The sequence below is a fragment of the Campylobacter concisus genome (assembly GCF_902460665.1).
Classification (GTDB): Bacteria; Campylobacterota; Campylobacteria; order Campylobacterales; family Campylobacteraceae; genus Campylobacter_A; species Campylobacter_A concisus_AL.
In genome coordinates, this window is sequence record NZ_CABPUR010000002.1 from 598,217 (window position 1) to 620,252 (window position 22,036).

The 22,036-nt window shown below is 37.4% G+C and carries 22 protein-coding genes; 20 read left to right on the forward strand and 2 right to left on the reverse strand.

Features of this window, described 5'->3' with window-relative positions; genetic code table 11:
- Window positions 1-12 precede the first annotated feature (12 nt).
- The 6 genes from F3G66_RS06305 to F3G66_RS06330 all read left to right on the forward strand — a co-directional run bounded on the left by F3G66_RS06305 (window position 13) and on the right by F3G66_RS06330 (window position 6,143).
- Window positions 13-378 (forward strand): chemotaxis response regulator CheY, encoded by a 366-nt coding sequence (locus F3G66_RS06305; RefSeq protein WP_002939933.1) that lies wholly within the window; start codon window positions 13-15, stop codon window positions 376-378.
- A complete protein-coding gene (locus F3G66_RS06310; protein WP_149707507.1) occupies window positions 378-1,211 on the forward strand; it encodes a 50S ribosomal protein L11 methyltransferase in 834 nt (277 codons plus the stop codon). The genes F3G66_RS06305 and F3G66_RS06310 overlap by 1 nt, the downstream gene beginning before the upstream one ends.
- On the forward strand, window positions 1,204-3,129 hold the full coding sequence (gene ftsH / locus F3G66_RS06315) for an ATP-dependent zinc metalloprotease FtsH (RefSeq protein WP_103618801.1): 1,926 nt from the start codon (window positions 1,204-1,206) through the stop codon (window positions 3,127-3,129). Before F3G66_RS06310 ends, ftsH begins: the two co-directional genes overlap by 8 nt.
- A gap of 2 nt (window positions 3,130-3,131) precedes the next feature.
- Window positions 3,132-3,758, forward strand: coding sequence for a phosphatidylserine decarboxylase (locus F3G66_RS06320; protein WP_103624653.1), 627 nt, complete (start codon window positions 3,132-3,134; stop codon window positions 3,756-3,758).
- Complete coding sequence (gene pssA, locus F3G66_RS06325; protein ID WP_072594435.1) at window positions 3,751-4,482, forward strand: CDP-diacylglycerol--serine O-phosphatidyltransferase; 732 nt, start codon at window positions 3,751-3,753, stop codon at window positions 4,480-4,482. The genes F3G66_RS06320 and pssA overlap by 8 nt, the downstream gene beginning before the upstream one ends.
- Before the next feature lie 146 nt (window positions 4,483-4,628).
- Complete coding sequence (locus F3G66_RS06330; RefSeq protein WP_149707508.1) at window positions 4,629-6,143, forward strand: 2-isopropylmalate synthase; 1,515 nt, start codon at window positions 4,629-4,631, stop codon at window positions 6,141-6,143.
- Window positions 6,144-6,967: 824 nt separating this feature from the next.
- On the opposite strand, the gene F3G66_RS06335 is transcribed toward F3G66_RS06330, so the two are convergent.
- Window positions 6,968-7,615 (reverse strand): tRNA threonylcarbamoyladenosine dehydratase, encoded by a 648-nt coding sequence (locus tag F3G66_RS06335; RefSeq protein ID WP_149707509.1) that lies wholly within the window; start codon window positions 7,613-7,615, stop codon window positions 6,968-6,970.
- Entirely contained in the window at window positions 7,605-8,381 is a 777-nt protein-coding gene (surE, locus tag F3G66_RS06340; protein ID WP_149707510.1) for a 5'/3'-nucleotidase SurE, read from the reverse strand. Before surE ends, F3G66_RS06335 begins: the two co-directional genes overlap by 11 nt.
- 102 nt (window positions 8,382-8,483) lie before the next feature.
- Between surE and lpxB the strand changes: the two genes are divergently transcribed.
- From lpxB to hisC, 14 genes are all read left to right on the forward strand, one after another.
- Window positions 8,484-9,518, forward strand: coding sequence for a lipid-A-disaccharide synthase (gene lpxB / locus F3G66_RS06345; RefSeq protein WP_149707511.1), 1,035 nt, complete (start codon window positions 8,484-8,486; stop codon window positions 9,516-9,518).
- 3 nt (window positions 9,519-9,521) lie between these two features.
- Window positions 9,522-10,007, forward strand: a complete 486-nt coding sequence (gene greA, locus F3G66_RS06350) for a transcription elongation factor GreA (protein ID WP_072594430.1) — start codon at window positions 9,522-9,524, stop codon at window positions 10,005-10,007.
- 63 nt (window positions 10,008-10,070) lie between these two features.
- Window positions 10,071-10,862: a UDP-2,3-diacylglucosamine diphosphatase gene (locus F3G66_RS06355; protein ID WP_149707512.1), complete on the forward strand. Its 792-nt coding sequence runs from the start codon at window positions 10,071-10,073 to the stop codon at window positions 10,860-10,862.
- Window positions 10,862-11,815 (forward strand): chemotaxis protein, encoded by a 954-nt coding sequence (locus F3G66_RS06360; protein WP_149707513.1) that lies wholly within the window; start codon window positions 10,862-10,864, stop codon window positions 11,813-11,815. The genes F3G66_RS06355 and F3G66_RS06360 overlap by 1 nt, the downstream gene beginning before the upstream one ends.
- 8 nt (window positions 11,816-11,823) lie before the next feature.
- On the forward strand, window positions 11,824-14,178 hold the full coding sequence (locus tag F3G66_RS06365) for a chemotaxis protein CheW (RefSeq protein WP_149707514.1): 2,355 nt from the start codon (window positions 11,824-11,826) through the stop codon (window positions 14,176-14,178).
- A gap of 9 nt (window positions 14,179-14,187) precedes the next feature.
- Window positions 14,188-14,685, forward strand: a complete 498-nt coding sequence (locus F3G66_RS06370; RefSeq protein WP_085658145.1) for a chemotaxis protein CheW — start codon at window positions 14,188-14,190, stop codon at window positions 14,683-14,685.
- Between the two features lie 8 nt (window positions 14,686-14,693).
- The gene (gene serB / locus F3G66_RS06375) at window positions 14,694-15,320 is read left to right on the forward strand and encodes a phosphoserine phosphatase SerB (protein ID WP_084109470.1); all 627 of its coding nucleotides are present in this window, start codon (window positions 14,694-14,696) and stop codon (window positions 15,318-15,320) included.
- A gap of 6 nt (window positions 15,321-15,326) precedes the next feature.
- On the forward strand, window positions 15,327-16,319 hold the full coding sequence (locus F3G66_RS06380) for a transaldolase (RefSeq protein ID WP_149707515.1): 993 nt from the start codon (window positions 15,327-15,329) through the stop codon (window positions 16,317-16,319).
- Window positions 16,320-16,437: 118 nt separating this feature from the next.
- Entirely contained in the window at window positions 16,438-16,974 is a 537-nt protein-coding gene (locus tag F3G66_RS06385; protein WP_021091684.1) for a 50S ribosomal protein L25/general stress protein Ctc, read from the forward strand.
- Window positions 16,975-16,985: 11 nt separating this feature from the next.
- A complete protein-coding gene (gene pth, locus F3G66_RS06390; RefSeq protein WP_149707516.1) occupies window positions 16,986-17,534 on the forward strand; it encodes an aminoacyl-tRNA hydrolase in 549 nt (182 codons plus the stop codon).
- On the forward strand, window positions 17,531-18,595 hold the full coding sequence (locus F3G66_RS06395) for an LptF/LptG family permease (protein ID WP_149707517.1): 1,065 nt from the start codon (window positions 17,531-17,533) through the stop codon (window positions 18,593-18,595). Before pth ends, F3G66_RS06395 begins: the two co-directional genes overlap by 4 nt.
- A 55-nt stretch (window positions 18,596-18,650) precedes the next feature.
- A complete protein-coding gene (gene lysA, locus F3G66_RS06400; protein ID WP_149707518.1) occupies window positions 18,651-19,874 on the forward strand; it encodes a diaminopimelate decarboxylase in 1,224 nt (407 codons plus the stop codon).
- The gene (gene pheA / locus F3G66_RS06405; protein WP_149707519.1) at window positions 19,858-20,937 is read left to right on the forward strand and encodes a prephenate dehydratase; all 1,080 of its coding nucleotides are present in this window, start codon (window positions 19,858-19,860) and stop codon (window positions 20,935-20,937) included. The genes lysA and pheA overlap by 17 nt, the downstream gene beginning before the upstream one ends.
- Window positions 20,937-22,034: a histidinol-phosphate transaminase gene (gene hisC / locus F3G66_RS06410; protein ID WP_149707520.1), complete on the forward strand. Its 1,098-nt coding sequence runs from the start codon at window positions 20,937-20,939 to the stop codon at window positions 22,032-22,034. The genes pheA and hisC overlap by 1 nt, the downstream gene beginning before the upstream one ends.
- The last annotated feature ends 2 nt before the right edge of the window (window positions 22,035-22,036 follow it).

A 22,036-nucleotide genomic window follows, 5' to 3' on the forward strand; every position in this document is an offset into this window, starting at 1 on the left:
AAAGGATATTATGTGAAGATTTTGGTTGTAGATGACAGTTCAACAATGAGAAGAATCATAAAAAATACTTTACAAAGGTTAGGACATCAAGAAATTCTTGAGGCTGAGCACGGTCTTGAGGCCTGGAATATCTTAACTCAAAACGAAGGTATCGAAGTTCTTATCACTGACTGGAATATGCCTGAGATGAATGGTCTTGAACTTGTTAAAAAGGTAAGAGCAGAGCAAAAGTATGTTGATATGCCTATCATAATGGTAACAACAGAGGGCGGAAAAGCTGAAGTTATAACAGCTTTAAAAGCAGGTGTTAATAACTACATCGTTAAACCTTTTACGCCACAAGTCTTAAAAGAGAAGCTTGAAGACGTTCTTGGTTAATGAAAGATAAATTCTACGAATTAAGCATAAAAACATCAAATTTTTATGATGAAATTTTAGAGCTAGTTTTCTCTTTTGGAGTTACCTGTGTTGAAGAGCTAGATCACGAGATCATCATCAGGGAAGAGTATGATCTAAAAGATATAGCTTGGGGTATTGAAGAGTATGCAAAAGGGCTCTCTAGTGTTCGTAAAATTTCAAATGATTTAAAAATTTCTCTTAATTTAAAAGAAAATAAAGACTGGCTAGGTGAATATAAAAAGGCAGTTAAGCCTATTTTGGTTGATAAAATTTATGTTAGACCTAGCTGGGAAGAGCCACTTAATGGCGTAACAAATATCATAATCGACCCAGCTCTAGCCTTTGGCTCAGGGCACCATGAAAGTACTAATTCTTGCTTACAACTTTTACAAAAATATGCAAAAAGTGGCAATACTGCTTTAGATGTAGGTTGTGGAAGCGGAATTTTAAGTATTGCCTTAGCAAAACTTGGCTGCAGGGTCGATGCTTGCGATACAGACGAGCAAGCCACACAAAGCTCACTTAGCAACGCCGAATTGAATGAGGTTAAATTTAATAAAATTTGGACAGGCTCTATCGCAAATTTAGAGCAAAAATATGACATTGTTGTAGCAAATATCATCGCTGATGTCATTTTTATGCTCTCAAATGACTTAAAAAAATCGCTTAAAAAAGGCGGCTACTTGGTATTGTCAGGAATTTTAAACAAATACGAAGATAGGATTAAAGATACGTTTAAGGACTTGGAGCTAATTGAGATAAAACAAAGTAACGATTGGAGTAGCTTTGTTTATAAGGAAATAGATGAATAACCAAAATAATAACCAAAACAATGGCAACAATAACGGTTTTTTTAATAAAAATCCTATTTTCATTTTTGCCATTTTTGCAATAGTTATAGTTTTAGCTTTTAGAAGCTTTAGTGGAGACGGACTTGGTGGCTCTTTTGGGCTAAATAGTAATGCTCAGAGTAAAATGGTAGCTTATTCTGAGTTTAAAGATATGTTAAAAAATAAGCAGCTAAATGAGGTTGCTATCTCAGAAACTACCATAAAAGGCATAGGTAGTGACAAAACTATCTATCTTGCAAAACGTATAAATGATCCAACGCTCATTGGTATACTTGAGCAAAATGGCATAACTTATAGCGTTTATAGCGAAAATAACTGGTTTGGTGATCTTATATTTTCATGGATCATCCCGGTATTTATATTTTTTGCTATTTGGATGTTTATTGCTAGTCGTATGCAAAAGAATATTGGCGGTGGCATACTTGGCATAGGAAGTGCAAAAAAACTTATAAATTCTGAAAAACCAAAAGTTAAGTTTGATGATGTCGCAGGCGTTGAAGAGGCAAAAGAAGAGGTTCAAGAGATAGTTGATTATCTAAAAAGTCCTGATAAATATCTAAGACTTGGGGCAAAAATTCCAAAAGGTATTTTACTAGTTGGCCCTCCAGGTACTGGTAAAACGCTTCTTGCAAGAGCAGTTGCAGGCGAGGCTAGTGTTCCATTTTTCTCTATGTCAGCATCAAGCTTTATAGAGATGTTTGTCGGTGTTGGCGCAAGTAGGGTTAGAGATCTTTTTGAAAATGCTAAAAAAGAGGCTCCAGCGATCGTTTTTATAGATGAGATCGATGCGATCGGTAAAAGTAGAAATTCTGGTCCGATGGGCGGCAATGACGAGAGAGAGCAGACGCTAAATCAGCTTCTTTCTGAGATGGACGGCTTTGATGCGGACAAGTCGCCAGTCATTGTTATAGCTGCTACAAATAGACCTGAAGTTTTGGATGCTGCGCTTTTAAGGCCAGGTAGATTTGATAGGCAAGTACTTGTTGATAAGCCTGATTTTAAAGGACGCTGCGACATTTTAAAAGTTCACATGAAAGATGTAAAGATCGGTAAGGATGTAAATATCGAAGATATTGCAAGGCTTACGACTGGTTTAGCTGGTGCTGATCTTGAAAATATCATAAATGAGGCAGCACTTCTTGCAGGACGTAAGTCAAAGACTTTTGTCGAGCAGGCCGATCTTGTGGAGGCCGTTGAGAGATCGATTGCTGGTCTTGAGAAAAAGTCTCGCCGCGTAAATCCAAAAGAAAAAAGGATCGTCACTTATCATGAGTGTGGTCATGCCTTGATAGCTGAGCTAACAAAAGGTGCAAAAAGGGTAACAAAAGTCTCAGTCGTACCACGTGGTCTTGCGGCACTTGGCTATACTCTAAACACACCTGAAGAGAATAAATTTATGATGCAAAAGCATGAACTGATAGCAGAAGTAGATGTGCTTTTGGCTGGTAGAGCTGCTGAAGAGGTATTTATTAAAGAAATTTCAACCGGAGCTAGCAACGACCTAGAGCGTGCGACTGATATCATAAAAGCTATGGTTAGTATGTATGGTATGAGTGATGTTGCTGGTCTTATGGTGCTTGAAAAACAACGTGCTACGTTTTTAAATGGCGGTCAAAGTATCAAAGACTATAGTGATAAGATGGCTGAAAAGGTTGATGAGTTTGTAAAAACGCTTCTTCATGAAAGATACACTGCTGTGCTTGGTTTGCTTGAAATTTATAAAGGTGCTATTGAAAATATGGTATCAGCACTTTATGAAGAAGAAACAATCGAAGGAAAAAGAGTTAGAGAGATCATTAAAAACTATGAGATCGAAAATGATCTAGAGAGCAGACTCGTAGAGATAGAAGAAGACGAAAAGAGTAAAAAAGAGGAATAAAAATGAGTGGCTATATCGCGAAAGCAGGATATAAATTTATATTATTTTTTCTAATTTTATTTGTTTTATCTTTGCTGTTTGGGATCTTGCCACTACTTTTTGCTATTTTACTTTTTTTGGGGCTTTATTTTTTTAGAGACCCTGAGAGAGAGCCATTTTCTGATGATAAACTAGCCTTACTATCGCCAATTGATGGCAAGATAAAAGAGATCAGTGCTTCAAATTTTGACAATAATGAAGTAGCTAAGATCGTCATAAAAAAATCTTTTTTTGATGTTGGCACATTAAGGGCTGTAAGTGATGTGAAAGTAGCTGAAATACGCAAAAGGCATGGCTTATTCTTATGCCAGGCTATGAAAATTTCAGAATTTTTAAATGAAAGAGCGATTATTCGCTTTGAAAAAGAAAATATAAAATTTGTTATGAAAATTATAGCTGGAGCTTTAAGCCGAAGTTTAGAAATTTCAAATGTTACTAGCCTGAAAGCATCTAGAAAATTTGGTTTTTTAGGAAGTGGTGAGGTGATTTTATACCTACCAAGAGATACTAAAATATGTGTAAGCGTCGGAGAAAGCGTAAAGGCTGCTTCACTTTTGGGATATTTTGAAGAGGGAAAAAGAGATGAATAACATACAAAAGATGCAACTAATGTATATCTTGCCAAATTTATTTACAGCAGCTAGTGCTTTTTTGGGTGTTATTAGCATTATTTCATCTATTCAAGGCAACTATTTTAAAGCCATTATTTATATAATCTTATCGCTTATTTTAGATGGACTTGATGGACGTGTGGCTAGACTTACAAAGACAACTAGTAAATTTGGGGTAGAGTTTGATAGTCTTGCAGATCTTGTTGCTTTTGGTGTAGCGCCAGCGATTTTATTTTATTTGACTATTGGTAAAAATTTTGGCAGATTTGGGGCACTTATAGCTGCTATGTTTGTGGTTTTTGGAGCTATCAGGCTTGCTCGCTTCAATGTCACTACTGGCACATATGAGCCAAATGTTTTTATCGGACTTCCTATTCCATCAGCAGCTATTGTGAGCGTACTTTGGGTTGGTATTTATATTGACTATACTTTTTTGGAAGGATTTGAGTGGTGCTTGATGCTACTTGAAGCTACTTTGGCAGCTTTAATGGTTAGTAACATTCGCTATCCAAGCTTTAAAAAAATAAATTTAAAACAAACCCATGTGATAAGAATTTTAGTAGCTCTTGTGGTTGCGTTTTCGATGCTTTATCTATATCCATTTGAAAGTGCGACTTTGGTTATGAGCGTCTATATGCTTTATGGCATAGTAAGAGCCACTATAATGTTTAGTAAAAATTCCAAAAAAAAGGAGAGCGAATGAGCGAAAATGGCGTCATAAAATCACGTAAATTTTTACCAAAAATCGAAATCAAAAACTCTCTACTGCTGCTACTTAGGTAGCAAATTTCTCTTTACTTAACTCATTAAATTTAAAATTTAAATATAAAAAATAAAAAAAGGACAAAAATGGATAAGAATAAAATTATAATCTTTGATACAACTTTAAGAGATGGTGAGCAAAGCCCTGGTGCATCGATGAATACAGCTGAAAAACTACAGATCGCACTTCAGCTTGAAAGGCTTGGCGTGGATGTTATGGAGGCTGGATTTGCAGCAGCAAGCCCAGGGGACTTTGATGCGGTAAATCAAATAGCAAAGCAAGCCTCAAATATCACGGTTTGCTCTCTTGCACGCGCAGTTGAGCGTGATATCAAGGCAGCTGGCGAGGCACTAGCTCCAGCTAAAAATAAGAGAATTCATACATTTATAGCGACAAGCCCAATTCATATGGAGTACAAGCTAAAAATGAGCCCAGATGAAGTAATAAAACGTGCAGTCGAGTCTATAAAATACGCAAAAACCTTTTGCGATGATGTGGAGTTTAGCTGCGAGGACGCTTGTAGAAGTGAAATGAGCTTTTTAAAAGAAATTTGTGATGCTGCCATAAATGCTGGTGCAAAAACTTTAAATATCCCTGATACAGTTGGTTATTTATATCCTGAAGAGATAACTGCTCGCATTAGTGAAATAGTAAAATTTGTAGGCGATAGAGCGATAATCTCTGTGCATAATCACAATGACTTAGGTATGGCTACAGCAAACTCGTTAGCGGCTATAAAAGCTGGCGCAAGGCAGGTTGAAGGCACGATAAATGGCATAGGTGAGCGCGCCGGAAATGCTGCGCTTGAAGAGATCGTGATGGCTATTAAAACTCGCCAAGACGTCTTTGCTCCACTTTATACAGACATTATCTCAAAAGAAATTTATCCAACTTCAAGACTGATTGCTAGTATTATAGGCATTGAGCCTCAACCAAACAAAGCTATCGTTGGTAAAAACGCATTTGCTCATGAGAGTGGCATACATCAAGACGGCGTGTTAAAACATAAAGAGACCTATGAGATAATTAGCGCCGAGAGCATAGGCCTTGAGAAAAATTCTCTTGTTTTAGGTAAGCATAGTGGTCGCCACGCGTTTAAAGATAAGCTTGCTAGCCTTGGATTTGACCTTGATAGCGATGCTCTTAATAAGGCATTTGAAAAATTTAAAGAGCTAGCTGATAAGAAAAAAGAGATATTTGATGACGATATTAGGGTTCTTGTGGCTGAAGAGATTACAAAAATTCCACAAGCTTATGAGATCACGGCTCTTCTTCAAAGTAGCGGTGGAAGCCTTGCAAGTGCTTCAATTAGCATAAAACACAATGATGAGATTATCAGCGACTCAGCCCTAGGAAATGGTACTGCTGATGCGATATTTAAGGTAGTTGATCGCATTAGTGGCATTAGTGGCACGCTCAAAGACTATAAAGTGGCGTCTGTTTCTCAAGGTAAAGACGCACTTGCAAAGGTTGATGTAAAGGTCGAGTTTGAGGGCAAAACGGCTGTAATAGGCCATGGACTTGACATAGATACTATGATGGCAAGTGCAAAAGCCTATGTTGGCGCACTAAATAGCTACCTTCGCATACATAAAAACTAAAATTTTAGCTGGCTGTTAAATTTACAGCTGGCTACTTTAAATTTAATCCAAAAAATATATAAATTTTTAAAATTCAAAGTCTTTATTTAAAAAAATAGATTTTACTATCTTTGCAAATTTTAAAATCTTACTCACTCACCTTAGCAACTTACTAATTTTAGGGCTCATAAACATTCGCCACTAAATTTAGAAGCGTGATATACTCGCTCGTAAATTTTTAAAATTTTATAGAGTTTAGACCACATGTAGTACGAAGTATGAGTGTATGCCCTTTGAATGTGCGAAGGGTTTGGGGGATTTTTTAAAAAAAGGAGAGGGATAAGAGGATGGACTTCGTGTCTGCCACACAGTTGCGAGCCTGAGAAGTAAAATTTAAGTCCACTTGCCTCCATTTCGAATAAAAAAAATGAAAAATTAATCAAGCCATCTTTGCAAATTTTAAACTTTCATTCACTCGCAAGAATTGACTACTAAAATTTGTATGATACTTCCATAAAATCAAAGAGAATTTACCTTATCTTGTTTCGTTTTTCTCTTTTGATTTTATAAAATTTCCATAAGCCCCTGTTACTAAAATAAGCGATTTCCACGCTGTAGCCAAGATTTAGGGCTTATGGGTTAATGTTTTGATTAAAAGTCTTGGCTTCGCTTACCGCTTATCTCAAATTTTAGAGCTGAAATTACTCGCTCATAAATTTTAAAATTTGCTAGATTCTCATCTTGGATTGTTAAATTCGTGTTTTGTAGAGCTGGCTACTAAATTTATATCCAAAAAATACCAGCTCTAATTTGAAATTTTGCTTGGAGAGTAAATTTTTGACTTACTACCCAACTATCTTTTTAACAGCTAACGAGGCTAAATTTAGCCCAAAGCAAGCAGTCACGCCCATGAAGCTTCCAAGCGGCTTGCAACGTGGCTCTTCTGTTGAAAAAACCACATCAAATTTACCGCTAAAGCCTGATTTTTTGAGCTCATATCTATATTTTCTAGCTAGCGGATCGACCGAGGTTTTCCACACGCTGGCCACCTTTATCTTAGTTGGATCAACCCTTTTTGCCCCACCCATCGAGGCTATAAATTTGCTAGGATCTACCGCATTTGCAAGGGCGATCTTAGCAGTGATATCATCGATCGCATCGATCACCACGTCAAATTTACTAAAGTCAAATCCAGCAATAAATTCTGGCGTGATCAGCGTCTGAATAGGCGTGATACAAGGATAAATTTTAGCAAATTCCTCCACCTTTACGCCACCCACGTTTTCGCTGTAAATTTGGCGGTTTTGATTTGTCACGTCAAAGATGTCTTTATCGATTAAAGTGATGTGTCCAACCCCGCTTCTAGCAAGCGCATCCACACACATTCCACCCACACCACCAGCTCCACAAACTAGCACTTTTGCGTTTTGAAGCCTGCTAAAACCATCCTCGCCAAAGAGCCATCTTATCCTTGTAAATCTATCATTTTGCATCAAATTTCCCTTTTAAGCTCTCCAAACTCTCGTATGAAGTCATGTTTAGTTTTATGGGCGTTATCGTGGCAAAGCCCTCATTTACCTTGCTGATGTCGCTTGGCTCGCCTTTTTCGTATTCAAGCGCAGCGTTTCCAAGCCAGTAGTACTCGATGCCTCTTGGGTTGCGATTAAGCGTGGCATGCGTGGCGTAGGTGCGTCTGCCAGCTGGCACGACGGAGTAGCCTTTGAAATTTTTGCTTGTTACGGCTGGGATATTTATATTTAGAAATTCTCTTTGATTTAGCGAAATTTCACCATCTAACACCTTTGGCACGATAAATTTTACCACCTCTTTTGCTAGCTCAAAGCCAAGTTCATTTAATGAGTTATTTGCATAAAACTGCGAAAAAGCGATACTTCTAATGCCTTGCAAAACGCCCTCCATCGCCGCTCCACACGTACCAGAATAGGTTATATCTTCGCCCAAATTTGCTCCGTGATTTATGCCGCTTATCACTAGATCTGGTTTTTTGTTATAAAGTGCGTGAAGTGCGAGATAGACGCAGTCACTAGGTGTGGCGTCATCGAGTTTAAAAAAGTTATCATCAAGTTTTATAAATCTAAGTGGCCTTGTGAGCGTCAAAGAGTGAGCGCAGGCTGATTTTTCTGAGCTTGGAGCTACGATCGTGACATTCACGCCATCTAGCTCACTTAAAGCTTCTTTTAAGGCGAGCAAACCAGTCGCCTCAAATCCATCGTCATTTGTTATCAAAATTTCTTTCAAATTTTATCCTTTAGAGGGTTGGATTTTATCACAGCTTTCTTAAAATTTTAAAGAATTTTTGCGTATAATGCCCCCAAAAAAAGACCTGATGAAAGTGTGTAAATGAAAATTTTAGTCTCCGCTCTTGAGCCATCGGCAAATTTGCATTTAAAAGAAATTTTGAAAAATTTCGAGGGCGAATTTGAGCTTATGGGAATTTTTAGCGAAGAGCTTGGCACGCCATATATGAAAAGTAGCGAGTTTTCAGCGATGGGCTTTGTCGAGGTTTTGCCACTCATTTTTAAAGCAAAAAAGGCGATAAAAGTGATGAGCCAGATGGCAAAAGAGGCTGATGCCGTGCTTTTAATAGACAGTCCAGCTTTTAATCTGCCGCTTGCAAAAGCGATAAAAGAGGCTGGCGCAAAAGTAGCCGTGACATACTACATCTTGCCTCAAGTTTGGGCGTGGAAGCCAAAAAGAGTGAGCGCGGTTGAGAGGTATTGTGACAACCTAGCTTCGATCCTACCATTTGATGCGAAATTTTATAGTCGCTCGACCTACGTGGGACATCCTTTGATGGATGAGATAAAGCTTAAGAAAACTAGCCTAAGTAGCAGTGGTAAAGTAGCTTTTTTGCCAGGATCAAGAAGGTCAGAGATTTCAAGACTGATGCCAGTTTATAGAGAGCTTGCTAAAAAGATAGAGGCCACAAGGCTGCTTGTCGTGCCACCATTTTTCCTTGATAAAGTTGGTGAAATTTATGGCGATGTAAGTAACTTTGAAATCGTTTCAAACACGCCTGAAGTCTTGTATGAGAGCGACTTTGCCTTTGTTTGCTCTGGCACGGCTACACTTGAAGCAGCGCTCATTGGCACGCCATTTGTACTAGCATATAAGGCAAAAGCGATAGATGTTTTTATAGCTAGAAAATTTGTAAAGATCAAGCACGCAGGACTTGCAAATATAATGTTTGATTTCATGGGCAAAGAGCCGCTTCATGAGGAGTTTATCCAAGAGTTTGCAACGGCTGAAAATTTATTTAGAGCTTATGAGAGCTGCGATAGGCAGAAATTTTTAAAAGGCTGTGACGAATTGAGAGAGTATTTGTCGCATGGCAGCAGCAAAAACGTAGTGAAAATTTTAAAAAATATGGAGTAAAAAATGAGTGAACCAATGACAATGCATGGATACGAGAAGATAGAAGCTGAGCTAAAGGATCTAAGGCTGGTGCAACGCCCTCAAATCGTAACTGAGATAGATATCGCAAGAAGTCACGGTGACCTAAAAGAAAATGCTGAGTATCACGCAGCAAAAGAGAAGCAAGCCTTTATAGACGCTAGGATCGCAGAGCTAAGCGCGCTTTTAGCAAATGCTGAAGTGATCGATCCAAGTAGCTATGAGCACGATAGAGTTAGATTTGGCTCAAGTGTTACGATAATGGACGAGGAAACCGAAATAGAGCATACATATACGATAGTTGGCATTAGTGAAAGCGACATCGACAAAGGCTATATCTCGATAAACTCACCTCTTGCAAAGCAGCTTTTGGGTAAGGCTGAGGGTGATGAGGTAGTGCTAAATTTACCAAAAGGTAGAAGCGACGTTGAGATTGTAAAAATTTGCTATAAGCCTATAAAATTTGACTAAAAAGATGAGACAAAGAGCTAAAAACTGCTTTTTGGCTCTGCTAATTTTTAATTAAGGCAAAATTTGAGCGAATATCTATATGCCCCCGTTATAAAAGAAGGCGCGATCTTTATAGCTGATGCGCATGAAAACGTAAACCGAAATGGCTTTTTAAAATTTTTAAGAGCCATTGATAGCGGGGAGATCAAAGAGCCGCCACAAATTTTTTTGTTAGGTGATATGTTTGATTTTTTAACTGGTGAAGGCGAATATACAAGAGAATTTTACTCTGAGCACTTAAGCCTTATAAATAAAATTTCACAAAAAGTAGAAATTTTTTACTTCGAGGGCAATCACGATTTTAGACTTTCAAATTTATTTAATAAAACAAGAGAAATTTGGGATGGGCGTGAGATGCTGCGTTATAAAAGAGTTAGGGTTTACGATATTTACGATCAGCCAGCAAATTTTAAGACAATCAATGAAGAGCACGTTCAGATCGCGCATGGCGATATATTTTTACCTTTTGTAGATAAATATGCACTTAGATTTTTGCGTCTTAGATGGTTTTTAAAATTTATGAATGCTTTGGATAAATTTTTACATTTTAAAATATCAAAAGCAATACTAGCCAAACTTACCAAAAAAAATTTAGACTATAAAATTCCTAATTTTAAGGAGTTAATGGGCAAGCATTTGCAAGGATATGAGGCTGGTATTGTGATAGAGGGACACTATCATCAAGGCGAGAAATTTAACATTTACGATAAGTTTTATATAAATTTACCTTGTTTTGCATGTGAGCAAAGTTATTTTGTTGTAGAATACGCCCAGCAAAAGTTAAATTTGCTCAAAATGAGTTTGAAAGGACATTGATGTTTGGAGATAACGTACTAAAAACGGACTCAAACGAGATGGAACTTGTTGATTTTCGTATCTTTAAAAAGACCGAAAACAAAGTATATGAAGGAATATACGGAGTCAATGTCGCAAAGGTGCGGGAGATCATTAAGATGCCAAATCTTACAGAACTTCCAGGCGTTCCTGAGTATATCGAGGGAATTTTTGATTTAAGGGGTGTAGTGATCCCTGTCATAAATTTGGCAAGATGGATGAATATTGTCGAGCCAACTGAAGGCGTAGTTATAAAGCCACGTGTTATTATTGCTGAGTTTAGTGGTATTTTGATCGGTTTTATTGTCCATGAGGCAAAAAGGATCAGGCGTATAAGCTGGAAAGATATCGAGCCTGCAAATTTTGCTTCAGGTTCTGGCGCTTTAGACAAAGGCAAAATAACAGGCGTAACAAGAATAGAAAATGATGAAGTTTTACTTATCCTTGATCTTGAAAGCATTGTTGAAGAGCTTGGAATTTACTCACCAAAGATCGAATTTGATGTAACAGATGATCAAAAATTAAAAGGTGCTGCTTTAGTTTTAGATGATAGCTCAACTGCTAGAAAACTAGTAAAAGATGCACTTGAGAAGATGGGACTTAGCGTAGTTGAGGCAAAAAACGGCGTTGAGGGCTTGGAGAGAATGGAAGAGCTTTATCAAAGATATGGAGATAACCTATCAAGAGAGCTTAGAGTTATCTTAAGTGATATCGAAATGCCACAGATGGATGGATACCGCTTTGCTTCAACTCTTAAAAATGATGAAAGATTTAAAGAAGTTCCAATAGTATTTAACTCCTCATTGAGTAATGATTTTAGTGAAATCAAGAGCAAAGAAGCTGGTGGTGCGGCGTATCTTACGAAATTTGACGCAAGCATATTTTATCAAGAAGTGCTAAAAGTTATTGAAGCACATTCTAAATCTGCAAAATGAGGTGAAACATGGATGATATGAAAGAAATAATGGAAGACTTTTTAATAGAAGCTTTCGAACTTATTGAGCAGATAGATCACGACCTTGTTGAGCTTGAGTCAAACCCTGAAGATTTGGAATTATTAAATAGAATTTTCCGCGTTGCTCACACAGTAAAAGGTAGCTCAAGTTTTTTAAATTTTGATGTTTTAACAGAGCTTACTCACCATATGGAGGATGTTTTAAATAAAGCTAGAAAAGGCGAGCTAAAGATCACTCCAGACATTATGGACGTAGTTCTTGAGTCGGTTGATATGATGAAAGGCTTGTTAAGCAGCATTAGAGATCATGGAAATGATACAGCTGCTGGCATTGATATTAAAAATATTTGCGCAAGACTTACTCAAATTTCTGAAGGTGAGGCTCCAGCAGCAGCTCCTGAAGCTCCTGCCACGCCAGTATCTGAGCCAACACCAGAGCCGGCAAAAGAGCCAGAGCCGGCCACGCCTGCCGAAGAAGCGCCAGAGATAAGTGATGCCGAGCTTTCAAAATTAAGTGATTCAGAAGTTGAAGCTGAGATAGAAAGACTCTTAAAAGTTAGAAAGGCTGAGGATCAAGCAAGGCGTGCTTCAAAAGGTATAGCTCCAAAATCTCCTAGTGAGATAGCCCCGGCTGCAAGTAGTACTTCAGCTCCAGCTGCAAAAGCAGAGAGTAAAGAAAAAGAGGGAGATAAAAAGGTCCCAGCAGCAAGTAGTGGTGCAGTAGCGCAGGAACAAACTATACGCGTTGAAGTAAAAAGGCTTGATCATTTGATGAATCTAATTGGTGAGCTTGTTCTTGGTAAAAACCGCTTATTAAAAATTTATGATGACGTGGAAGAGAGATATGAGGGTGAGAAATTTCTTGAAGAGTTAAATCAAGTAGTCTCAAGCCTAAGTCTAGTTACGACTGATATTCAGCTTGCCGTTATGAAGACAAGAATGCTTCCAATAGCAAAAGTCTTTAATAAATTCCCACGTATGATACGTGATCTTAGCCGCGACCTTGGTAAGCAAATCGATCTTGAAATTTCAGGTGAAGAGACTGAACTTGATAAGTCAATCGTAGAAGAGATCGGCGATCCACTAGTTCACATCATCAGAAATTCATGCGATCACGGCATCGAGGATCCTGAGACAAGAAAGGCCGCAGGTAAGCCTGAAAAAGGTCTTGTTCAGCTAAAAGCTTACAATGAAGGCAACCACATCGTTGTTGAGATAGTTGATGATGGCAAGGGTCTAGATGCTGACATGCTTAAGTCTAAATCGATAGAAAAAGGCATCATCACTGAGCGCGAAGCTGATGCGATGAGCGAAAAAGAGGCATTTGGACTTATCTTTAGACCAGGATTTTCAACTGCGGCAAAGGTCACAAACGTATCTGGTCGTGGTGTAGGTATGGACGTTGTTAAGACAAATATTGAAAAGCTAAACGGCATCATTGATATTGAAAGTGAAGTTGGAAAAGGCACAGTTATGAAGCTTAAAATTCCACTCACACTTGCGATTATTCAGTCACTACTTGTTGGAACGCAAGAAGAATTTTACGCTATCCCACTTGCTAGCGTTCTTGAAACCGTTCGCGTGCCGATTGATGATATCTACACGATCGATGGCAAAAATGTACTAAGGCTAAGAGATGAAGTCTTGTCTCTTGTTAGACTTTCTGACGTATTTGGCGTTGAAAAGGCATTTGATGGTGGAGATCAAACTTATGTCGTAATAATCGGTGTTGCTGAAGCAAAACTAGGTATTATCGTCGATACTTTGGTTGGACAAGAAGAGATTGTTATTAAATCAATGGGCGATTATTTACAAAATATCCCAGGTATTGCTGGTGCTACTATTAGAGGTGATGGCCGTGTGACATTGATTATTGACGTTGGTGCTATGATGGAGATGGCAAAAGATATCAAGGTAGATATTAGAGCCGAAATAGAAGATAGCACAAAAGCAAAGGAAAAACCAAGTGATTATAAAGTCTTGATAGTTGATGACTCAAAAATGGATAGAACTATCATGCAAAAAGCGCTTGAACCAACTGGGGTAACAATAATAGAAGCTACAAACGGTGTTGAGGCATTAAATATCGTAAAATCCGGAGAGCACTCTTTTGATGCGATCTTGATAGATATTGAGATGCCAAGAATGGATGGATATACGCTAGCTGGTGAAATTAGAAAATACTCTAAGTACAGAAATTTGCCACTTATTGCTGTTACATCAAGGACGTCAAAAACAGATAGATTGCGTGGTGTAGAAGTTGGAATGACTGAGTATATTACAAAACCATATTCAGCCGAGTACTTAGAAAATGTCGTTAGAAAGAATATAAAACTAGCTTAGGGGTAAGGGATGAACAATAAACTAAATCAAGTTTTAAGCAAACAAAAACAGCAAATAAATGGTCCTGAGTTAAAAAATAATGAGGATATAGTTCAGCTAGTAGGATTTGTTGTCGGTGAGGAAGAGTACGCAATACCTATTTTAAATATCCAAGAGATAATCAAACCTATTGAATATACACGTGTTCCTAGTGTACCTGATTACGTTCTTGGCGTGTTTAACCTACGTGGAAATGTTATTCCTCTTATTGATTTGCGTAAGCGTTTTTCACTAAATGTCACAAAACAAAGCCCAAGCACAAGATATATCGTTATGAAAGATGCGGATAATATCGCTGGCTTTGTGATAGACCGCTTGACGGAGGCTATCAGAATAGACCGTAACAGGATCGATCCGCCACCAGAGACTTTGGTAAAAGACAAAGGCATGATTTATGGTATCGGTAAGCGCGACCAAAATATTCTTACGATCTTGAAGGTCGAAAGCCTTTTAAAACGTGATTTTTAGGGCATAGCTTGATAAAACTTTGTGTTTTTGACTTTGACTCTACAATAATGGACGGCGAGACGATAGATATTCTCGCCGCCGCTAATAATGCTAGTGAAGAAGTAGCTAATATAACTAAGCGTTCAATGAACGGTGAGCTTGATTTTTTTGAAAGTCTTACAAAAAGAGTAAAATTTTTAAAAGGATTGCCGCTTTTAAAAGTAAATGAAATTTGCAAAAATTTACCCATAATGCCAGGAGCTGGCGAGCTAATAGAAGCTTTAAAGCAAAAAGGTATCAAAGTTGTGGTTTTTAGCGGTGGATTTCACAATGCAACCGATGTAATGCAAAAAAAACTTAATTTTGATGCAAATTTTGCAAATATTTTGCACCACAAAGATGGAATTTTAACAGGCGAAGTTGGCGGAGAAATGATGTTTAGTAGTTCAAAGGGAGATATGATTGACCGCTTATGTGGACTATTAAATTTAGGCAAGGACGAGATAATGTGTGTTGGGGACGGGGCCAATGACATATCGATGTTTAGAAAGTGCGACCTTAGCATTGCATTTTGTGCAAAAGATATCTTAAAAAAAGAAGCGACACATTGTGTTGATGTTAAAGACTTGCGTGAAATTTTAAAATTTATAAGGTAGAAATTAATGTATGACAACGAAGCTAAATTCTCTCTTTGGTGTGATTTTATAGAGAGAAATTTTTTACAAAGCGAATTTAACTCTTTATTGGAAAATAATGTTATAAACGGTGCTACAAGCAACCCAGCTATTTTTAAAACAGCGTTTGCTTCACCTGCTTATAAAAAGATCATAGAAACTAGCAATAAACGCCACCCAAAAGATCTTTATGAAATTTTGGCTACTCAAGATATAAAAATCGCAGCATGTAAAATGTTAAGAAATTATGCAAACGGTGATGATGGCTTTGTAAGCATTGAGGTTGATCCAAATTTAAGTGACGATACAGCCGCAACGATAGAAGAAGGTATTAGGCTTTATAATCTAATATCAATGCCAAATGTTATGATAAAAATTCCAGCTACAAAAGATGGCTATGAGGCGATGAGCGCGCTTATGGCAAGGGGGATTAGCGTAAATGCTACGCTTATATTCTCACCAGATCAGGCTAAAAACTGCCTTGAAGCATTTAAAGAAGGCAGTAAGGCTTATGCAAGTCGCTTTATAGATACTACTATGCCAAAAGGTGTGATAAGTGTTTTTGTAAGTAGATTTGATAGAAAGCTTGATGAAGTTATGGCTGTAAAGAGCTTGCCAACTGGACAAATCGGCATAATGAATGCTGCAAATATATACCACCTGATTGAAGATTTTGGACTAGAAAATGTAAGAACACTTTTTGCAAGCACAGGCGTAAAAGGCGGTAGTTTAAGAGGGGATTATTACGTTAGAGAGCTAATGTATAAAAATTCTATAAATACAGCACCAATAGAGACGATAAAAGAATTTATAAAAGAAAAAGCAGAGGTAAAAAATGTACCTAGTAAAGAAAATATCTCAAGCTTTTTCCAGATTATAAAAAATAACGAGATAGATATAAATGTCGTTTATAAAGATTTATTAAGCGATGGTTTAAAGCAGTTTGTATCAGCATTTGATGATATTATGAAATCACTTTAGACAAAGAAGTCCAAGCTAATACACAAACAGTAAAAGTGATCATTCTTAAATAAGCTTTATGTGAAATTTATAAAGCATTGGATAAAATCAGCACCTATTTTTTTATGAAAGGAAAACGATGTTAGAAGGAATCGTTAGAGAGAGTATCGGTAAGAAGTCTGCAAAGGCTTTGAGAAGAGATGGTTATCTAATCGCCAACATTTATGGCAAGGGGTTAGAGAATGTTGCAGCTGCTTTTAAAGTAAATGACTTTATTAAAGAAGCACGCAAAAAAGAGAGCCTTGCTTTTGATGTAAAAGTAGGCGGAAAAGTTTATAATGTCGTTATTGTTGATTACCAAAGAGATGTTGTTACAAGTGATCTTAAACACGTAGATCTAAAAGTAGCACTTCCTGGTGTTTTATCGAAATATATGATCCCAGTTAAGCCAGTTGGAACACCTATTGGTCTTAAAAACAAGGGCGTTTTGATCCAATCAAAAAGACGTCTTTGCGTAAAATGCACAGCTGAAAATTTACCAAATTCATTTGACGTTGATGTAAGCAAACTTGACATCGACGATACTATTTTGGTTCGTGATATCACAGCTCCTAAAGGCGTTACTATTGTAGACGCTGACCGTGTTGCGGTACTTGGAGTTATTAAAGCTAAATAAAAAGGGCTTTTGTGACACTAATAACGGGGCTGGGAAATCCCGGCCCCAAATATGAAAACACTAGACACAATATAGGCTTTATGCTTATAGATCTCCTAAAAGACTCAAATTACAAAGATGTTAGCTCAGCCAAATTCCAAGGCGAAGTTTTTAAATTTAACGACATTATCTTGCTAAAACCAACAACCTTTATGAACCTCTCAGGACAAAGTGTAAAAGCGGTAAAAGACTTTTATAAACCAGATAGAATAATCGTAATACACGATGATCTTGATCTTAGTTTTGGAGCAGTTAAATTTAAAAAAGGCGGTAGTAGCGGCGGGCATAACGGCATAAAATCGATCGATGGACTAATAGGCAACGACTACGAAAGGGTGCGTGTTGGCATTGGGCACCTTGGTGATGCTAAAAATTTTGTCCTTGGAGAGTTTAGTGATGAGGAGAAAAAGGCTTTAGATGAAATTTTGGCCTACACAAAAAATGCAGTTTGCGAGCTACTAAAGAGCGACATCAATGAAATCTCGCAAAAATTTACGATAAAAAAAGGTCTTATCAAATGAAACTATACGCCAGATACGTTGGCTGGGTCTATATAAAATCTTTTCTTATCGTATTTTTAGCGCTTGAACTATTTTATGTTGGTATCGACCTACTTACAAATTTAAAAGATCTGCCACCATCTGCAAACCTTCAGCTCCTTTATGTTGGGCTTACATCGCTTAGTGCTATTGGATACGTTTTGCCACTTTCGCTCATTTTTGCACTCATTATTTTACATGTAAATATGGTTCGCTCAAACGAGCTAATCAGCTTTTATGCACTTGGCATTAGTAAAAATAACTTAATTTTTCCACCTTTTTTTATTGCACTTTTTGTAACTATTTTTTATGTTGGCTTAAATTTTACTCCATTTGCTTATGCGCACGACTATCAAAAAAGCATCGCTAAAAATACGGCTTTTTCAAAAAGCACAAATGATTCGTTTTTAAAGTTTGAAGGCAAATTTATCTATATAAAAGAGCTAAATTCTGTTAATCAAATAGCAAATGATGTTAGAATTTTTGAGATAAATGGCACAAATTTACTCTCAACTACATTTACAAATCATGCTAATTTTAAAGACAATGAATGGATCTTAAAAGATGTTAATCAAACTCTTTTGCCGCAAATTTTAGAGCTTGGCGAGGCTGGTTTTAATAAAATACAAAGCGAGAGCTTAGATGCATTAAAAGGCTTTAAGCCAAAGAGTATTGAAAGTGCTGTTAGTGTTGAAAACTCAAAATTTAATATCCCAGATGCGATAAATTTTATAAAGACATTTAAAAATGAAGGCATCGGCCTTGATAGCGCAAAAACAGCTTTTTACAACCTTGCTATCGCACCATTTTTTGCACCATTTTTGTTGCTCATTTTTTACTATCATTTGCCTGTAACTGGTAGGTTTTTTAATCTTGCACTTTCGACTTTTATCTTTGTTGTGATAACTCTTGTCGTTTGGGGGCTGCTCTTTATTCTTGCAAAATTTGCACAAACTTCTGTGATCTTGCCAGAAATCGGCATAGTTTTGCCAGTTATTTTACTTTTTGTATACGCCATTTATCTCATAAAATCGCATCGTTAAGCCAAATTTTGGTAAGCTTTTTGTAAAATCAAGCCATTTTAATAAAGGCTATTTTATGGATTTTAAAGAGCTTGCAAATAGATACAAAACTCCACTTTACATTTATGATTTTAACCACATAAAAAACCGCTATGAAGCACTAAAAAATGCATTTTTTGCTAGAAAATCTCTCATTTGTTATGCGGTGAAAGCAAACTCAAATTTAAGTGTTTTGAAATTTCTAGCTGATCTTGGAGCTGGATTTGACTGTGTTAGCATTGGCGAAGTAAAAAGAGCGCTTTTAGCAGGTGCAAAGAGATATCAGATCATTTTTAGTGGTGTTGGCAAGAGCGATGATGAGCTAAAAGAGGCTTTAAAAAATGAAATTTTGCTAATAAATGTGGAGAGTTTTGCTGAACTTTTAAGACTTGAAAAGATCGCAAAATGGCTAAACTTAAAGGCAAGAATTAGCATTAGGGTAAATCCAGGCGTCGATGCAAAAACTCACCCATATATCTCGACAGGACTAAATGAAAATAAATTTGGCGTTGATGCCGAAACAGCTAAAAGAATGTACATCCACGCTAAAGCTTCAGACTCTCTTGAGCCAACTGGTATACATTTTCATATCGGCTCTCAGCTAACATCACTTAGCCCGATAATAGATGCTGCAAATATCGTTAGCGAGCTTTTAAGAGAGCTAAGAGCGCTTGAGATAGACATCAAATTTTTTGATGTTGGTGGCGGACTTGGCATCATCTATAACGATGAAAAAGAGATAAATTTATATGACTATGCACAAGGAATTTTAGGTGCGCTAAAGGGTCAAGATATGACCATAGTTTGCGAGCCAGGACGCTTTATCGTAGGTAATGCTGGCTACTTTGTCGCAAGCGTTTTATATGAAAAATTTAATGGCAAAAAGAGATTTGTTATAACTGATGGTGCGATGAATGATCTTATAAGACCAAGCCTTTATGGTGCCCATCATGAAATTTTTGTTTGTGGCAAGGATAAAAATTTAGGCCTATGTGATGTGGTCGGTCCAGTTTGTGAAAGTGGCGACTTTTTAGCAAAAGATATAGAGCTACCAGAGTGCGATAGTGGCGATATCATCGTGGTAAAAGGTGCTGGAGCTTACGGTTTTAGCATGAGCTCAAACTACAACACAAGAAACAGAGCCGCTGAAGTTTGCGTGCTTGATGGCAAAGATAGACTCATAAGAAGACGTGAGAGCTTTGAAGATGTCGTGGCACTTGAGAGAGAATTTTTGGAGAGCGCTGATGCAAGAGCTAAATGAGCTTAGAAAAGAGATCGATGCGATCGATGATCTCATATTAAATAAACTAAATGAAAGGATGATTTTAGTTGAGCAAATCGGCAAGCTAAAACAAACTAGCGGGGCGCCTATATATCGTCCTGAGCGAGAGCGAGCTATCATAAACCGCTTAACTAGCCTTAGCAAAGATAAAGCTTTAAATAAGGCTGCTATTGAAGCCATTTATCTTGAAATTTTTGCTGTGAGTAGAAATTTAGAAATGCCTCAAAAGATCGTATATCTAGGGCCTGAAGGTACTTATACGCATCAGGCGGCTCAGAGTAGATTTGGTGCGATGAGTTCATATTTGCCACTTGCGACCATCGAGGCGGTTTTTACAAAACTAGCTCAAAAAGAGGCAAAATACGGCGTTGTGCCTATTGAAAACAACACTGAAGGCGCTGTTGGCGCTACGCTTGATTGTTTGAGTAAATTTAGTGATATAAAAATAGTTGCTGAGCTTTATGTGGATATCCATCACAGCTTTGTTAGCATAAATGAAAATTTAAAAGAGATAAAGCGAATTTATTCACATCCGCAAGGGTATAATCAATGCCGTAAATTTCTAGAAGATCATATGCTAAATGAAATTGAATTTGTTCCAGCAAAATCAACTGCAGCAGCTGCATATATGGCATCAATGGATAGAAGCTCAGCTGCCATTTGCTCAAAGATCGCAGCTAAAATTTATAATGTGCCGATAGTTTATGAGACAATTGAAGACAATATGGCAAATAGAACGAGATTTCTCATTCTTAGCGATTTTAAAAACGCAAGAGTTGAAAACTCGAAAACTTCGATCCTTGCAAAGACTGATCATAGTCCAGGACGCCTTGCTGATCTGCTTTCTATCTTTAAAAATGAAAACATCAATATCACAAAACTTGAGTCACGTCCTATCAAGCAACGCGAGTTTAAATCGATGTTTTATCTTGATTTTGAAGGGCATATCGACGATGAGAAGGTGCAAAACGCCTTTGAACTCGCAAAAGAGAGCGGCGCTGAGATAACATGGCTTGGAAGCTATTTAAACGGAGATGAGTAATGAAATTTAATGACTTTTTAGATGATTTAGTTAATTACGAGGCTGGAAAGCCTATTGAACTTGTAGTTAGAGAGTTTGGCATCGAGGCAAAAGATGTGATAAAGCTAGCTAGTAACGAAAACCCTTTTGGTACGAGCAAACGCGTAGAGGAAACGTTAAAAGAGGTTGCTAAAAAGGCACATCTCTATCCAGACGATAGCTACTTTGAGCTAAAAGAAGGACTGGCTAAAAAATTTGGCGTAACTAGCAAAAATTTAATCATCGGCTCTGGAAGTGATCAGATCATAGAGTATGCACTCCACGCAAAGGCAAATAAGCAAAGTGGCGTTTTGATGGCTGGCGTGACATTTGCGATGTATGAAATTTATGCAAAGCAAACTGGAGCAAAAATTTATCGCACAAAGAGTGTAGAGCATAATTTGAGCGAGTTTTTAGAAATTTATAATGCGCATAAAGATGAAATTTCAGTAATCTTTCTTTGCTTGCCGAATAACCCATTAGGTGAGTGTTTGGACGCAGATGAGGTCTTTAAATTTATAAAAAGCGTTGATGAAAATACGCTTGTTGTGCTTGATTGTGCCTACAATGAATTTGCAAAATTTAAAGATAGCAAAAAAGAGATAAAGCCAAGCGAGGTGGTGAAATTTAAAAACGTTATCTATCTTGGCACTTTCTCAAAGGCCTATGCGCTTGGTGGCATGCGCGTGGGATACGGCGTGGCAAATGAAGAGATAATAGGCGCTCTCTCAAAACTAAGAGCTCCATTCAATATCACAACTCCAAGTCTTAGAGCAGCGATAGTAGCACTTGGAGATGATGAATTTGTGCAGCAAACTATGCAAAATAACTTCGAGCAGATGAAAAGATATGAGGAATTTGCAGAGCAAAATGGCATCGAGTTTATCCCAAGCTATACGAATTTCATAACTTTTAAATTTAACGAGCTAAAATCAAGCCAGATATGCGAAAAGATGCTAAAAAAGGGTATAATTTTGCGAGATCTAAAAAGCTACGCCTTAAATGCAGTGAGAATCACCATCGGTCAGGCATGGCAAAACGATAGGGTTTTTGAAGAGTTAAAGCAAATTTTAAAGTAGGG